At 44.4% G+C, this 13,891-nt stretch carries 16 protein-coding genes; 6 read left to right on the forward strand and 10 right to left on the reverse strand.

Features of this window, described 5'->3' with window-relative positions; genetic code table 11:
- Positions 1 to 384: 384 nt before the first annotated feature.
- From LKD70_RS14940 to LKD70_RS14985, 10 genes are all read right to left on the reverse strand, one after another.
- A complete protein-coding gene (locus tag LKD70_RS14940) occupies positions 385 to 1,137 on the reverse strand; it encodes a hypothetical protein (protein WP_227708682.1) in 753 nt (250 codons plus the stop codon).
- Between the two features lie 35 nt (positions 1,138 to 1,172).
- Complete coding sequence (locus LKD70_RS14945; RefSeq protein WP_087157927.1) at positions 1,173 to 1,634, reverse strand: hypothetical protein; 462 nt, start codon at positions 1,632 to 1,634, stop codon at positions 1,173 to 1,175.
- Between the two features lie 85 nt (positions 1,635 to 1,719).
- Entirely contained in the window at positions 1,720 to 2,427 is a 708-nt protein-coding gene (locus LKD70_RS14950) for a hypothetical protein (RefSeq protein WP_087314327.1), read from the reverse strand.
- A gap of 46 nt (positions 2,428 to 2,473) precedes the next feature.
- Positions 2,474 to 2,731, reverse strand: coding sequence for a helix-turn-helix domain-containing protein (locus LKD70_RS14955; RefSeq protein ID WP_227708683.1), 258 nt, complete (start codon positions 2,729 to 2,731; stop codon positions 2,474 to 2,476).
- Positions 2,732 to 2,827: 96 nt separating this feature from the next.
- Positions 2,828 to 3,007: a hypothetical protein gene (locus LKD70_RS14960; protein ID WP_227708684.1), complete on the reverse strand. Its 180-nt coding sequence runs from the start codon at positions 3,005 to 3,007 to the stop codon at positions 2,828 to 2,830.
- 27 nt (positions 3,008 to 3,034) lie between these two features.
- Positions 3,035 to 5,620, reverse strand: a complete 2,586-nt coding sequence (locus LKD70_RS14965) for an ABC transporter permease (protein ID WP_227708685.1) — start codon at positions 5,618 to 5,620, stop codon at positions 3,035 to 3,037.
- A complete protein-coding gene (locus LKD70_RS14970; RefSeq protein ID WP_227708686.1) occupies positions 5,617 to 6,297 on the reverse strand; it encodes an ABC transporter ATP-binding protein in 681 nt (226 codons plus the stop codon). The genes LKD70_RS14965 and LKD70_RS14970 overlap by 4 nt, the downstream gene beginning before the upstream one ends.
- Before the next feature lie 71 nt (positions 6,298 to 6,368).
- On the reverse strand, positions 6,369 to 7,364 hold the full coding sequence (locus LKD70_RS14975; RefSeq protein ID WP_227708687.1) for a sensor histidine kinase: 996 nt from the start codon (positions 7,362 to 7,364) through the stop codon (positions 6,369 to 6,371).
- Between the two features lie 10 nt (positions 7,365 to 7,374).
- Positions 7,375 to 8,037: a response regulator transcription factor gene (locus tag LKD70_RS14980; RefSeq protein ID WP_227708688.1), complete on the reverse strand. Its 663-nt coding sequence runs from the start codon at positions 8,035 to 8,037 to the stop codon at positions 7,375 to 7,377.
- 63 nt (positions 8,038 to 8,100) lie between these two features.
- Positions 8,101 to 8,808 carry a hypothetical protein gene (locus tag LKD70_RS14985; RefSeq protein ID WP_227708689.1) on the reverse strand — a complete coding sequence of 236 codons (708 nt, stop codon included), beginning with the start codon at positions 8,806 to 8,808 and terminating at the stop codon, positions 8,101 to 8,103.
- Positions 8,809 to 8,940: 132 nt separating this feature from the next.
- On the opposite strand from LKD70_RS14985, the gene LKD70_RS14990 reads away from it, so the two are divergent.
- From LKD70_RS14990 to LKD70_RS15015, 6 genes are all read left to right on the forward strand, one after another.
- A complete protein-coding gene (locus LKD70_RS14990; RefSeq protein WP_227708691.1) occupies positions 8,941 to 9,282 on the forward strand; it encodes a helix-turn-helix domain-containing protein in 342 nt (113 codons plus the stop codon).
- Between the two features lie 154 nt (positions 9,283 to 9,436).
- The gene (locus LKD70_RS14995) at positions 9,437 to 9,691 is read left to right on the forward strand and encodes a helix-turn-helix domain-containing protein (protein WP_227708692.1); all 255 of its coding nucleotides are present in this window, start codon (positions 9,437 to 9,439) and stop codon (positions 9,689 to 9,691) included.
- Positions 9,692 to 10,050: 359 nt separating this feature from the next.
- Positions 10,051 to 10,428 (forward strand): fimbrial protein, encoded by a 378-nt coding sequence (locus tag LKD70_RS15000; protein ID WP_106789441.1) that lies wholly within the window; start codon positions 10,051 to 10,053, stop codon positions 10,426 to 10,428.
- A gap of 21 nt (positions 10,429 to 10,449) precedes the next feature.
- Positions 10,450 to 11,160 (forward strand): hypothetical protein, encoded by a 711-nt coding sequence (locus LKD70_RS15005; RefSeq protein ID WP_087162270.1) that lies wholly within the window; start codon positions 10,450 to 10,452, stop codon positions 11,158 to 11,160.
- A gap of 15 nt (positions 11,161 to 11,175) precedes the next feature.
- Positions 11,176 to 12,093, forward strand: a complete 918-nt coding sequence (locus tag LKD70_RS15010; RefSeq protein WP_227708693.1) for a hypothetical protein — start codon at positions 11,176 to 11,178, stop codon at positions 12,091 to 12,093.
- Positions 12,094 to 13,890, forward strand: a complete 1,797-nt coding sequence (locus LKD70_RS15015) for a lysozyme family protein (RefSeq protein WP_227708694.1) — start codon at positions 12,094 to 12,096, stop codon at positions 13,888 to 13,890.
- The last annotated feature ends 1 nt before the right edge of the window (position 13,891 follow it).

The raw sequence follows: 13,891 nt of genomic DNA on the forward strand, positions 1-13,891 counted from the left end.
CGGTCCTTTCTGGATGAGCTGTTACCGTGGTCACCAAATCTACCGGACGGGATTCGAAAGAATTGATAACCAGGGCTGCCGTGAGGCGGCTCTTAATTTTGGGAGGTACTCGCTATTGTGCGTGTACGTTATTTTTGCGGCTTTGACTTACATAGATAATCGACATAATAAGAAATAGCATCCTGTACCGTCCAAAGTCAAGGATGCTATTTCTATGAAATACTGAATTAACTGAGGGCATCAGATCTTGCATCTGATTACCTTTCTGAGTTCATTATACACTGGGGGATGCGAGAAATCAAGTCCCCCAGTTTTATATTTATCCACGCCCCTGGTGAACCTGGCAATTCCAATTTTCTGCACTACAACTTAGGATTTGTAGTACTAGATAATATATTTATCCAGTCGTTCAATCCACTCATTTGAGTGCAGTAATGCGTCCTCACAATGTCCCTTTCCTTTTAAACAAATAGTTGTAGAATTTTTATAATTTTTCTTGATATATTTTGCTACATTTCTAAAAACAAATTCATTTATCTTTCCACCATAAAAATAAATAATCTGTGTATTAGGTGTGTCAATATTTGAGGGAAGTTTAAATTGTCCAACTGCATATAAATAATTTTTTATGGTTTCATCTGATATATTATCCAACAGTTCTAAAAACACATCTAGCATATCTCCTGTTACCATTGAATTTATTGCGTTTCGTACCACTTTTTGATTTCGTTTTCTTGCTTTTTGGGTTATGGACAAGTACTGCTTTGTAAGCATTTGAGTCATATATTTTCCAAATGGTAAAAGTGGTGAGCTTTCTAAAATGATTTTTTCAAAAGTAAGCCTCTTATTTTTCCATAAATACGATGTTAAAACTCCACCCATGCTCATTCCATAAATTGCGTATATATGGTTAATAGATTTTGATATACAATAATTTTCTATCTCTTTTGCAGTATCATCAAAGGAATTGAACTCGGACTTCTCCTGCACATCATGTCCAGGCAAAATTGGCACAAGAATATGATAGTTCTCTTTATAATGCTCTATATAATCAATCCATATTTGATATGGACTTTCAAAACCATGAACAAGCATTATTGTTGGATTATTTGTATCGCCATATTCCAAAATACGCATTTTAAGTCCCCCGCTTTGCTTACACAAATTGTAATTTATATAATAGCATTTTCCATTGATTTTTCTTTTGTAACTTTTTCACCTAAATAATTAGCAAGCTTTTCTGTAAAAAAGCTAAAGTAAGATACTCCGTTGTTTCTTTTATTTTGAAAATATGGCAAAAATCCCCATAGTGTTGATGGAATCCCCATTACTATTAAATATAATGGTCCAAAAATAAGGGATTGAATTGTATGACCATATTCGTGAACTAAAAGCCTTTTACTTAATTCTTCATCTGGTATTTTATTTTTTGTTCTTTTATCTTTCATCGGATTAGTTGTTGTAAAGACGAACATTCCCAAAGATACACTTGAAGGAACATTTCTTTCAGTAATAATTGCACCGTGATAAAAATAATGTTTATTTTTTATATTAATTAAAAGTACTATAAATCCTAACAATGTTTGTGGCAATCCCCAAGTGCATTGAATTAATATATATATTACATTTTTCATAACTAACTCCCCCACAACTTCCAATTTTCTGCTCTACAACTTAGGACTTATCGCTTAGGCTTTGTAATGTTTTTAAGATATGATCTCACAAGGTAAATTCTTTCTTTAATTTCTTATATGAAGGTTTACTGGAGAAAAAATTCCTTCTGCGTTCAATCATATCGCATACCATTTTATATGCTGTTTCTTCGGATTCCAATTCAGGACAAAGCTGTTCAATACAATGATTATATAATTCTTCATGCCATTCAATATACAGATCTCCTACATAAAAGGAGTCCTTGAGTATCTGGAGAAAACGATTAAAGTATTCTTTTCCCTCTTCAAAATCTCTTTTTAGAAAGCAAAGCATCGCCAATTCGTATACCTCCCAGAATCCTCTTCCTTTCGGTATGTTATTAAGCTGACTTTTCATCTGTCTTTTTGCATAGTCCATATCACGAAACTGACGATACTCCCTTACTTTTTCCATGGCAGCTTCTGCAAAATCTTCCATCTTTTTCTCATAGGCAGCATCATTTCCTCTATACGAAACATATCCCACTTTATTTACACGATAGCCGATATTAAACGCCAGCGTTTCGTTTAAGCCTTCACTGGTTTCCCATAAGAAACTGATTCCGACATTCAGATATGAACCCCTGTCATATGAACTGGGCTGAAATTCTACCTGTATTACAAAATACCCGTTATCATCAATCCATGTTCGTGAAGATCCCACTCTAAAAAGTCCTTCAGGGGCGAGTATTCTCTTGGCTGCTGCATTTATTATTTTATTATGTTGTCCTGCCATCTTCCCCTCCCAGTAATAATTCCATCAAAAATTTCAATTTGTCTCTTCATTCCTTCGCCGCTTCCTTCTTTGCTTCCTCCAGCGGGAAATTCGGTATCTCTTCCAGCAGCTTCAGCCCGATCTGCTGTTTCAAATCCTCATCCACAATCTTCTTCACGCTTCCATCCGGCTGTTCGATTTCTACTGTCGCCAGTTCTTCAATATAATCCGCATAATACGCCAGCACCTTCTCCAGCGCCCATTTCTCCCCGGCGACTGCAGCCTCAATCGTCTTTACATCCAGCGTACATTCCTGCTCCTGCATCACATCCCGCTCCCTTCCCTTAGAATACTTTCATCATACCATATGCGGTCCGGATAGCATAGTGGCAGCCTGCCTGATTTCCCATGGAATTTCCCGTCAATCCCGCACTGGCGCATAGACCGCTTCCACCTCCATCCCGTCATCCGTCTGATCCAGCCGTACATAATAATCCCGGATGTAGTAGCTGGCATACTGCTCCTGCAGGGAATACAGCTCTTGCGTCTGAAAATCCACCAGGCACAGATCCCTGGGCTTTGGTTCCTCCCCTTCTTTCAAGCAACACTAACTTCCTCTCTCGTTAATTTAGTCATCCTTCCTTCTTAAGTCATCTGTAATATTTTTATTTTTTAGATAGGTTGTACATGAAAATATACAGCATATTATAAGCATAGCCACCGATAGTATAAAAACTGACTGCCAGGGATATATAAACTTAAAATACAATAATTTACTCTTTATTGCTTTCCCTAAAAACCATAAAACTGTACTACCTGCTAATAGTGTCGCCAATATGAGAATTACCCAGTATCCTATTCCCTCATAGAAAATCATTCTCCACAATTGACTTTTGGTTAACCCAAGGCTCTGCATTACAGCAATCTCTTTCCTTCTGACCGATAGCATTGCAGACAGCATATTTCCGTAATTCATGATTCCAATAACTAGAATAACCAGGGATAGTCCGCCTAAAATAATGTTTGCTGTATCAATCCTGTTCTGTTCCGATTCCAGTAATGTATAATTTGCCTCCAGATAGAATGTATCCATTACTCCGATTTTTTGATTTTCTTTTTGTATGAGTTGTGCTAATTTTTGATTAACAACTGCATCGTCTTCTCCCTCCTTAATATCAAAAGAAATGTCAAATGTCTTTTCCGGGAACCCCAGTTTTTCAAACGCTTTTTTCGTCATAATGAAATAATTGATGTTATTTCCAAACGAAGTAGTCTGCAGTTCAGGAAAGTATTTCTCAGTCATATCCATGTATCCTGCGCAAGCAAGACTTCCTTTTTCATAATTCACTGCATTGTCCTCCTGATCCCCGTATGCATCAAGTGAGTAGAATGTTATGGGTTCGCCCAATGTCTTTTCCGTCTGCAATTCCAACTCCTGAGACAGTTCATTATGATGCAGTAAAATACACCCTTCCCCTGATGCAAACCGCTCCATATCAACGGCCAAATCACTGTCCGCAACGTAACGTTCAAGTTCAGTAACATATGACTCGTCCACAATCTGAAGTGTTGCAAACGCCAATGCTTTATCCGGAGCATCCAGCGACTGTCTGCGGGGCTGCAGGGCTCTATCAGTAAGGAAGTCAATAACTGCGTAACTGCCTTTAGCAGTTTTTATCGTAGTCTGATTTACACCTTCCATCTTGTAAATCGTATCCAGCATTTCCGCTGAAAGTACCGGTGTATCATCGTTTATCTGATCCGGCACCATTTCAGGGAACCGGAAAATCCCGGTTAGTATCCCAACCCTGAAGTCAGGATTTTGTTCGATCTGATTTGTAATGTCTGTTCCTGTCATAATGACTTCTGCACCTAAAGCAGTAATACATCCAATCAACAGAGATCCCACACTAATAAGCAATCTTTTTTTGGATCTTGTAATATTCCGCCAAGCCATTTCCATTATCAGGAATCTTGTTGTTAAATTCTGTTTCTTTTTTGTTCTATTCCCTGTTTCGATATAACGGATGGAATCAATCGCATTCCATTTTATGACCTGTCGAAGTGCAAGGCTGGTTGCGAAGAATGACGTTACAAACATAAGGACTCCGGCTCCTACCGCGAACACTGGATAGAAACCTGTTACATCGCTTTCCCCCAGGCCCTGCATGAACAATTTCTCCAAAACAGCCGGGAGGAATAATCTTACAATAAGAATACCTGCTATTGTCCCTATTACAATCCCTTTCAGAATATTCCATATGTTTTGATAATATACAATCCTTTTTAACTGCTGCTCTGTTGTGCCAAGCACTTTCAACATTCCATATTGACGGATTTCTTTCCCCATTGTAATAGACACTACATTAAAGATTAGCATGAAGGCACAGAGGATTACAACGATCCCGCATCCAACTGCAATCGAGACACTCCCGAATACGCCTTCCACACTTTGTTTTACCATTGGATTTTCAGCGAATACCTGCTGTGCGTCATATTCCATTGTCAGATCTGAATACAGTTTTGTTTCAATGCCTCTTTCATCCTGTAAGGAACCTGTTACTGCCATGATCTTATCTGCCGGAAAAACCGGGATCTCATGTTGATCCAGAAAGGCTTTTGAAACATATGCTTCCGGCTCCATTACCGAGAAGTCAATATAATCTGTGTAATATCCGCTTAATGTAAATATGGCCGTTTCCTCTGCTCCTTCTGACAGTATTGTTCTAAGCTCAATCTCCATGCCAACTTCCGGATGATCGATATTCATTTGTTGCAGACTTGAAGCAGATAACATGATCTCATCGGCTTTTAAAGGATAACTTCCAATTATATCTGTATACGCCGGCATCTCCATTTTTTCATAAGCGCTATTATCGAGATAAATAAGTTTGCCTTCCCAATGCTCTTGGAATGTGGCTGATCCTACAGTTTTTTTAATCCCGGTATCTATAATATATGGAAGACTTTTCATCTGCTCATATTGTGCCTTGCTTCCATTTTCCAATGATACCGTAGCAACTGTTCCCATTCCCCGTATATCAATCAGATAGTCAGAACGTACTTTACCATATGCAATGGAAAAAGCAGAATAGAGTAGAAACACCGACATAGCGATTGCAATGATCAAAACTTTGTTCTGCCTTTTATTATCTTTATAATAAGCCTGTGCCAGTTCTTTAATAACCAACTGATTATTGTTACGCGTACTCATATACATTCTCCCTCTTGACAGATTTTTCCGTCTTCTATACGGACGATACGATCGGCCATCTGTGCGACTTCTTCATCATGTGTGACAACCACTAATGTCTGGTAAAATTTCTGCGCAAGTAATTTCATTAACCCAATTACTTCCATGCCGGTACGTGAATCAAGATTTCCTGTTGGTTCGTCAGCCAATACGACAGCAGGACGCGTAATCAGAGCTCTTGCTATGGCCACCCGCTGTTGTTCGCCCCCGGACAGAGTATATGGCGTCTGTTCTCTTTTATCCTGCAGTCCCAGTGACTTTAGGAGCATCTCGGCAAATTCCTGATCTATTTTACGCCCGTCTAATTTCAGCGGCAGAACCATGTTGTCATAAACATTCAAAACTGGAAGTAATTTAAAATCCTGAAAGATAAATCCGATATTACGACGTCTGAATATTGTCTGTTCATTCTGCGACAACTGCGCCAGTGGTATTCTGCGCACAAAGATTTCTCCTTCTGTGGGGGAATCCATTGCTCCAAGTAAATTAAGTAATGTTGATTTTCCGCTGCCTGACGCCCCTGCAATGGCTACAAACTCACCTTCTTTTACAGTGAAATCTACTCCATTCAAGGCATAAACATTATTTTCCCCCATCCGGTATATCTTTCGTAAGTTCTTCGTTATAATAATATTCATCACGTAAATCCTCCTTTACATACAGGATACCAGGCAAATCTCTCAAATTAGTAACAAAGCGGGAACTAAATTCAAGTTCCCGCTTTTGGCAATATGATCGACATAATTAAGCCAGATTCCTTTCGTTTTACTTTCATAAATCCATCATGTTTCTGCACAATTTCTCTTGTTATAAACAGACCCATGCCATAACCTTCTTCATTAGAAATATTCTTTCCCCGATAGTAAAGCTGAAATATTTTATTTTCCTCTCCCTTTTCAATCCCTGTTCCGCTATCTTCAATACAAATTTCCGAAAACATCTCATTGGAGATCAGCGTCACTACAATATCAGTGGATACGGGGGAGTATTTTATACTGTTGTCCAGCAGATTGCATATTGCTTCACAAAGCCAGTTCCTGTCATGTAATACTCTTTTATCCGCATCCTCCCCTTGTACAATGATGTTAATATTTTTCTCTTCTGCCTTTTTCCTCACCTGAAATACAGCCTGTGCCACCGTTTCTTTCAGATTGCTGTCACACTTATGAATTTGGATGATCTGGTTCTCCAATCGTGCCGCTACAATAAATTTTTCAATCAGAAAATGTAGTTTATTCTCTGATTTTTCCACGGCTTTAATGTAGGTCTCTCTTTCTTTATCTCCAATTCTGTTATCTTCAAGCAATGTCAGATATGTTTCCATATTGGATAACGGCGTTCGTAACTGATGAGCAATTTCCGCCAGCAATTTCTTAATGCCATCGCGTTCACTCTCTACAAGCGCAGTGATTCCCCCATACATTTTCTGCACTCTCTGAATCTGCGAAAAGATCTTGGATGTAAGAGTATCATTCTGGACAGAATAATAAGAAATCTCTTTTTTCTGCAGTAGATTATCCAGACAAACCGATATTTCTCCCAACTCACGCAGATATTCTTTCTGCCGGTCAGCCCATAAAAAGTAGAATCCTGCCAATAGTAATGCCAATAAAAACAATAGTATCCAGTTCTCCTGATAGACCAAAATTATCGTAAAACATACAACTATAACTGCATTAATTCCCACTATACTTCTTTTCATCATAACCTGCCTCTTATTCTCCGAATGTATATCCAACCCCAAAAACATTTTTAATGTAACCCGGACTGGATGGATCAGGTTCTATTTTCTTTCTTAATCTATTGACAACTACCGTCAGGGCATGGTCATCTACAAAATTATTGTCAGCATCCCATATTTTCTCCAGCAGCATTTCTTTCGTTACAATATTTCCACGATTTGCTGCTAAAATAGACAAAACTTTCCATTCCTTTATCGTAAGTTTAATTTCCCTGTCGCAGTTCGATACTTTTCGCTTATCAAAATCAATCCGCAGATTTTTATACTCCAAGATATTACCTGATCCACTGCGTTTTAAGATCACTTCTATCTTCTTTAATAAAACTTTCGGTGAAACAGGCTTGGTTACATATTCCTGGCATCCGGCTTCATATCCTTCCAGTATATCCTCCTCATCATCCTTAGCCGTCAAAAAGATTACAGGTATTGATTTATATTTCAAAAGTTTCTTACAGAAATATATTCCTGAAGCTCCCGGCAGACCAATATCTGCAATAATTACATCTGGTTCTTTATTTAGGCACTGCTCCGCTTCTTTTGCGTTATACGCCTGCAGTACCGTGTATCCCTCTTTGCAAAAGAATATACTTAAGGCTTCATTCATTTGGATATCGTCTTCAATCAATAATATTCTCATTCTCCGCACCTTTCAATCTAGTCATGCTTATCATACCACACCATCAAATGTCTTGTCAGCCGTTTACTGCTGGCAATCTGGCGCATAAACCGCCTCAATCTTCATCCCGTCTTCCGTCTGATCCAGCCGTACATAATAATCCCGGATGTAGTAGCTGGCATACTGCTCCTGCAGGGAATACAGCTCCAGCGTCTGAAAATCCACCAGGCAGAGATCCCTGGGCTTTGGTTCCTCCCCTTCCGGTCCGTAGGTTTCCATGACATCGAGCAGCTTATCCAGACAATTCTGACAGAGAACATTATTCACCTTCTCCACATCTAGGATACTATCTTTCCCATAACTGACTTCCACCGTGGAAATTCCACGGGAAGGCGTCTGTGTGCTGGAAAAGAAATCTCCTCCTTCTCCAGTACCAGTCATGGCGGTCCTGGTGCCACTGGTATCTGCTCCGTCCTCCTCATGAGGCAGTATCCCCATATCCAGTACATACCATTGATTCACACAGATAATTCCTAAATCATCAAATTTCCGAAAATATCCCATCAGGCTTTCCTTTGCTGTACCGCACAGATAACAGCCCTCCGGATCCGACAGCTCCGACTGGGCTGGCGGCAGTTCTTTATACTCCATAGAAGTGAATCTCTCCTGTTGCGGCATATCTGCCGTATCTTTCATTTTCCCAAAAGCTGTGAAAAAAAGAAGCATGGCTGCCAGGATGCCCGCTCCCCATACCAGTTCTTTCCTCATCCGGTAATACTTTCCCTTCTGCATCGTCCTTCCTCCCGCTTTATTTATGTCTGTAACAAGCATTATTTGTGTCTGTTATGAGCATAAATAGTGTGTGGTTCAGGCACTATTTATGTCTTACCATAAAGGCAAACATGGAAAGGGGGTGTAAAGGACATGGAACAATCTGAAATCAGTCGGATCGGCAGGATCCTGAAGGAACGGCGGCTCCAGCTCGGATACACCCAGGAATATGCTGCAGAAAAAGCAGGCATTTCCTATTCATACTATACCAAGATTGAACGTGGACAACAACTTCCATCTCTGGAAGTTGCCATGGTACTTTCCAAAACCTTCAGCCTGTCTATGGATCGCTGGCTTTTAAGCCAGGCGCATGATTATAGGATGTCACCGGCTGCCTTAAACCTCATCCAATATGTCAGCTCCCTGGATAACAAAACCATCGAAACGATCCAGGAGCTGCTCTCAAAAGCCTCCCTGGTAGAGAAACAGAACTGACCGCAGGGCCTAAGCCCCTGCGGTTTTGCAATGAATACATTGCAATTATACTCGGAATATCCAGTAGAATCAAGGAAACTGCAATGAATACATTGCAAATTCACGAGATCGGTTTCGGCATACTCCCGGAAACACGAAAAAGGAGGCTTCTTTCATGGAACAAAAACTGAAACAGGATATTCAGATTGGCGAAACCATCCGCTCCCTGCGCATGGAGCGGAAACTGACGCAGGACCAGGTGGTTTCCAAACTGCAGCTTATGGATCTGGACATCACCCGGAGCATCTACTCTCAAATCGAAGGCGGTACCTACAGCATCCGCATCTCGGTCCTTTCTGGTCTGTCCCGGATCTTTCAGGTGGACTATAACACCTTCTTTCGGGACGTCCATCTCCCAGCTTCGGAATAATTCTTCTCCCAAACATTTTCACTTTCCCTTCGTTCTGACCGTGGCACACATTCTTCCCGGTTTCGCACGAAACTGGCACGGTTTTGCGATTGTGCCGTAAATTTCCCCGTGTTACAATAGGTACTGTCAAAATTATATGCAGCGAAAACGCAGCGCATCCAAAGGCGGCAGCCTCCCGCCCGGATTGGCTGCGTTTTTTCGTGCAGGGAAAGGAGGTTTCCCTTCAACAACTTCATATGGCTTTACAGAAGCAGTCCGCATTGACCGGGCTGCTTCTGCTTTTTGAGGCAGGAAATTATAAGCACGGGCGGGAAAAGCAATCCCGTCCGTTTTTTCAAGATCAATGAAGGAGGTCATACATGAAACAGTTACCTGCAAACTCTTCACCGGAGAAAAAGCGGACGGTCTGCTACGGGAAATACCTCTACGCAGCCTTCCTGCTCTTTACGCTTGTTGCAGCGAATGTCCAGCCGGTGCTTGCTTCCAATATGTGGGACAAGGCCAATGAGATCATGAAGGATGTTTATAACCAGATCGTCCTCATATCCACCATTGCCGCCGTAGTGACCGCATCCGTGGCGCTGCTTTTGATGAATTTCTCGAAATCCGGCAAGACCGTGGATGAGAGCCGTGCCTGGCTGAAGCGGATCATCATTACCTGGGCGATTCTGAACGGCCTTGGTTTTATTATGGCATACATTACCCCGTTCTTTGCCGGAGGCACATACAGCGGATAAGCCCGGAAAGGAGGAAACCACATGGGAATACTGGACGGAATCGTGGAATGGATCGCAGAACAGGTCATGAACATCCTGGATCTGATCACCACTTCAGTCCTGGGCGCCCTCGGCTGCTCCATGGACACGTTCCTGCGCTATTTTCCTGCAGCTGAAACCATGTACGATGTGTTTCTGGCACTGGCTCTTGGCCTCATCCTCTTAAACTGGGTGTGGCAGCTTTTCAAGAACTACTTCATGGGTGCCGGAATCGAAGCGGAGGATCCCCTGAAACTTTCCATCCGTTCTTTTATTTTTATCTTCCTGGCCTTTTATGCGGAAGACATCGTGAACCTGCTCCTTGGCATCGCCGGGACGCCTTATGACTGGATCTTAACGGAGGAGCTTCCCTCCCTGGATTTTGCCAGCTTCAATTCAGTCATCACCGTCATCCTGGGTGTATGCGCCAATGGAGCCGTGGCGATTATCGCCCTGATTTTAGTTTTGATTTTGGCGTGGAATTACATCAAGCTGCTCTTTGAGGCAGCGGAACGCTACATCCTTTTGGGAGTGCTGGTCTATACGGCGCCGGTTGCCTTTGCCACAGGTGCCTCCCAGTCCACCGGGAACATCTTCCATTCCTGGTGCCGGATGCTGGGCGGGCAGTTCTTCCTATTATTGATGAACGCCTGGTGCCTGCGGCTGTTTACCAGCATGGTCGGCACTTTCCTCGCAAACCCGTTATCACTCTGATGAAAGGAGGAGTCCATGAAATACAAAAAACCAATCCTCGCTGCCCTGGTACTGGTTTCCTGCCTGGTTTTGTTCTGCTCCATGCCGGTCTTTGCGGCAGAGCTGACAGAAGCCCAGGTGGAGGAAGCCGTAGCAGAACAGGGAAAGGAAGCCGTGACCGGAAATGTGTTCATCTGGTTCCTCTGTGCCATTGCTTTCCTCAAGGTTTCCCAGAAGATCGACAGCTTTATGGCATCCCTGGGGATTAATGTAGGAAACACCGGCGGGAACATGATGGCGGAGCTGCTCATTGCAGGCCGGGGCCTTGCCGGAGCCTTCCATGGGCATGGTGGTGGCGGCGGATACCGCAGGGCATCCTCTCCCGGAAGCGCAGCCGTTGGCGGCAGCTTTCTCTCCGGAGGGCTTGCCGGTGCAGTGGGACGCCAGGTACAGCGGGAAGCCGTCAATGCTGCTACCCACTATTCGGAAGGGCCCAGCGTCGGGAATATGCTCTATCAGTCCTCGCTCAAGAAAGGCGGAGACTTTGCCAATCACGTGATCAGCAATATCGCCCAGGGCAATTACGGGCAGGTCGGCTCTATCAAAGGGGAGGATGCGGCAAAAGCCTATGCCTCCTACATGGGAATCGACACCTCTGCTCCGGATGCTGCCACCTACTCGAACATGGAGATTGGCGGTGGACGGATGACCGGCGTGGAAAAAACGGATGCCGGCAGCCGGGAATTTGCCCTTTACAGTGCTGACCAATATGCGGCGCCTACCCATGGCAGCTTTGAGACGGTCCAATCTGTGGACGGCGCTGCCTGGTATAAGCAGTATGCGCAGGATACGGTGGAGAAAACACCGTATGACGCTGGCAATGGAAAAGTCGCCTACAACGAATCCATTGTCCAGAAGCTGCCGCCGGCACCCCAGCGAAAGGACCGGATGTAAATGGCGGAGCAAAGCTCCGGCCTTGGGGAAGCTGTCGATGTAGGCACCAGTGCAGCCTCCCACTTACAGGCCATGAAGACCGCCGCCCATCTGTCCAAGACCGTGGCGGGTGCGGCAGCCGGTCCCTTTACGGCAGCCATCAGTGCTGCCATCGCAAACCGGCATACTCTTTTGAAAGCCGGAGCCGTTATCCTGGGGTTTTTACTGCTTCCTGTCCTTTTCATCCTGATGCTGCCGGGGCTGATCTTCGGATCCCTGACAGAAAACACCGGGGCTTTAAACAGCAATGCCCTGATCAATGAAAATATCCAGAACGCCAGGCAGGCGATTGTGGAAGTCCTGGAAGAAAGCCATGCGGATCTTTTAGTAGAGATCAACAGTGCCATTGCCGCTCTTCCGGAGGGGTCCACCGTACAGATCGTAGATCCCTATGAGACGACCATAGCGGTCAATGCCCATCTTTTAATCTCCCAGTTCTGTGCGAGCCAGGATGATTATGAAAATATCAATATTGACAAACTCCAAAGCCTGATCCGGGAAAACAAGGACGGGCTTTTTTCTTATGATGTAGCGGAAGAAACCGTTTCTGTGGAAGTGGAGACGGAAACCGCAGAAGGGGAAACTCCTCAGACGGAAACCGTTACATTTACCCGCTATACCTATACCGTTTCCTTTGCCGGTGACGCCTATTTTGCTGACCATGTATTTCACTTGAGCGAGGAACAAAAGGAACTGGCGGAAAACTACGCCAGCAACCTGACCCTCTTCTTTGGCGCAGCCTCCGGCACGGCTATGGCGATCAACTTAAGTGATGAGGTGCTTGCCTACCGTCCACTGGTATCCGAGATTGCCGCCCGGTATGGGATGAGCGATTATGTGGAGCTGATCCTTGCCGTCATGATGCAGGAATCCGGCGGACGGGGAAGCGATCCCATGCAGGCATCGGAAAGCGGATACAATACCCGGTTCCCCAGAGGCCCCGGCACGATCACGGATCCGGTATACTCCATTGAGTGCGGGATCCAGGCGCTGCGGGACGTCCTGCAGAAAGCCGGATGCACCGGGCCGACGGACCTGGACCGGATCAAGCTGGCCCTCCAGGGCTATAATTACGGTTCCGCTTACATCGACTGGGCCATGGAACGGGACGGCGGCTACACAAAGGAAAACGCCATTGCCTACTCCGACATGATGTGCGCCCGGCCCGGCTGGAACTATTCCATCTACGGGGACAAGGAGTACGTGGATCATGTCCTGCGCTATTACCAGGTACTGAATACCGGCGGCACTTACCCGGCGAACGGGATGCAGATCCCCCTCTACATCCAGACGGAATACGGAAACATCCCTTACGGCACCGGCTCCATTGCGGACTGCGGCTGCGGGCCTACCGCCTTTGCCATGGTAGCAAGCTACCTGACTGGCAGCACCATTACTCCGGTGGATGCAGTCGCCTGGTGCGGCAATTCCTATTATAAGGCGGGGGAAGGCACCTACTGGTCCTATTTCCAGGCGGCGGCTTCTCATTTCGGATGCGGAAGCGTCACCCAGACCACGGATGCCAATGCGGTGCTGCAGGCGTTATCAGAAGGCCGTCCGGTCATCTCCTCCCAGAGTCCCGGATTATTCACGTCCGGGGGGCATTTTATTGTCCTGCGGGGGCTGACTGCGGACGGGAAGGTGCTGGTAAACGATCCCAATGATAACGACTCCAAGAACTATGTGAACCGTGCATTTGACATGATGACGGAAATCCATGCGACTTCCTCGCAGTATTGGATTTTCGAGAAGAAATAGA

This window comes from Ruminococcus turbiniformis (assembly GCF_020687545.1).
Lineage (GTDB): Bacteria > Bacillota > Clostridia > Lachnospirales > Lachnospiraceae > Mediterraneibacter > Mediterraneibacter turbiniformis.

Excerpts from the sequence above, each read along its gene's own strand:
- LKD70_RS14965 (WP_227708685.1), bottom strand. The coding sequence starts at position 5,620 with ATGAGTACGCGTAACAATAATCAGTTGGTTATTAAAGAACTGGCACAG.
- LKD70_RS14970 (WP_227708686.1), bottom strand. The coding sequence starts at position 6,297 with ATGAATATTATTATAACGAAGAACTTACGAAAGATATACCGGATGGGG.
- LKD70_RS14990 (WP_227708691.1), top strand. The coding sequence starts at position 8,941 with ATGGAACAATCTGAAATCAGTCGGATCGGCAGGATCCTGAAGGAACGG.
- LKD70_RS14940 (WP_227708682.1), bottom strand. The coding sequence starts at position 1,137 with ATGCGTATTTTGGAATATGGCGATACAAATAATCCAACAATAATGCTT.
- LKD70_RS14985 (WP_227708689.1), bottom strand. The coding sequence starts at position 8,808 with ATGCAGAAGGGAAAGTATTACCGGATGAGGAAAGAACTGGTATGGGGA.
- LKD70_RS14950 (WP_087314327.1), bottom strand. The coding sequence starts at position 2,427 with ATGGCAGGACAACATAATAAAATAATAAATGCAGCAGCCAAGAGAATA.
- LKD70_RS14945 (WP_087157927.1), bottom strand. The coding sequence starts at position 1,634 with ATGAAAAATGTAATATATATATTAATTCAATGCACTTGGGGATTGCCA.
- LKD70_RS14975 (WP_227708687.1), bottom strand. The coding sequence starts at position 7,364 with ATGATGAAAAGAAGTATAGTGGGAATTAATGCAGTTATAGTTGTATGT.
- LKD70_RS14955 (WP_227708683.1), bottom strand. The coding sequence starts at position 2,731 with ATGCAGGAGCAGGAATGTACGCTGGATGTAAAGACGATTGAGGCTGCA.
- LKD70_RS14980 (WP_227708688.1), bottom strand. The coding sequence starts at position 8,037 with ATGAGAATATTATTGATTGAAGACGATATCCAAATGAATGAAGCCTTA.
- LKD70_RS14995 (WP_227708692.1), top strand. The coding sequence starts at position 9,437 with ATGGAACAAAAACTGAAACAGGATATTCAGATTGGCGAAACCATCCGC.
- LKD70_RS15010 (WP_227708693.1), top strand. The coding sequence starts at position 11,176 with ATGAAATACAAAAAACCAATCCTCGCTGCCCTGGTACTGGTTTCCTGC.
- LKD70_RS15015 (WP_227708694.1), top strand. The coding sequence starts at position 12,094 with ATGGCGGAGCAAAGCTCCGGCCTTGGGGAAGCTGTCGATGTAGGCACC.
- LKD70_RS15005 (WP_087162270.1), top strand. The coding sequence starts at position 10,450 with ATGGGAATACTGGACGGAATCGTGGAATGGATCGCAGAACAGGTCATG.
- LKD70_RS15000 (WP_106789441.1), top strand. The coding sequence starts at position 10,051 with ATGAAACAGTTACCTGCAAACTCTTCACCGGAGAAAAAGCGGACGGTC.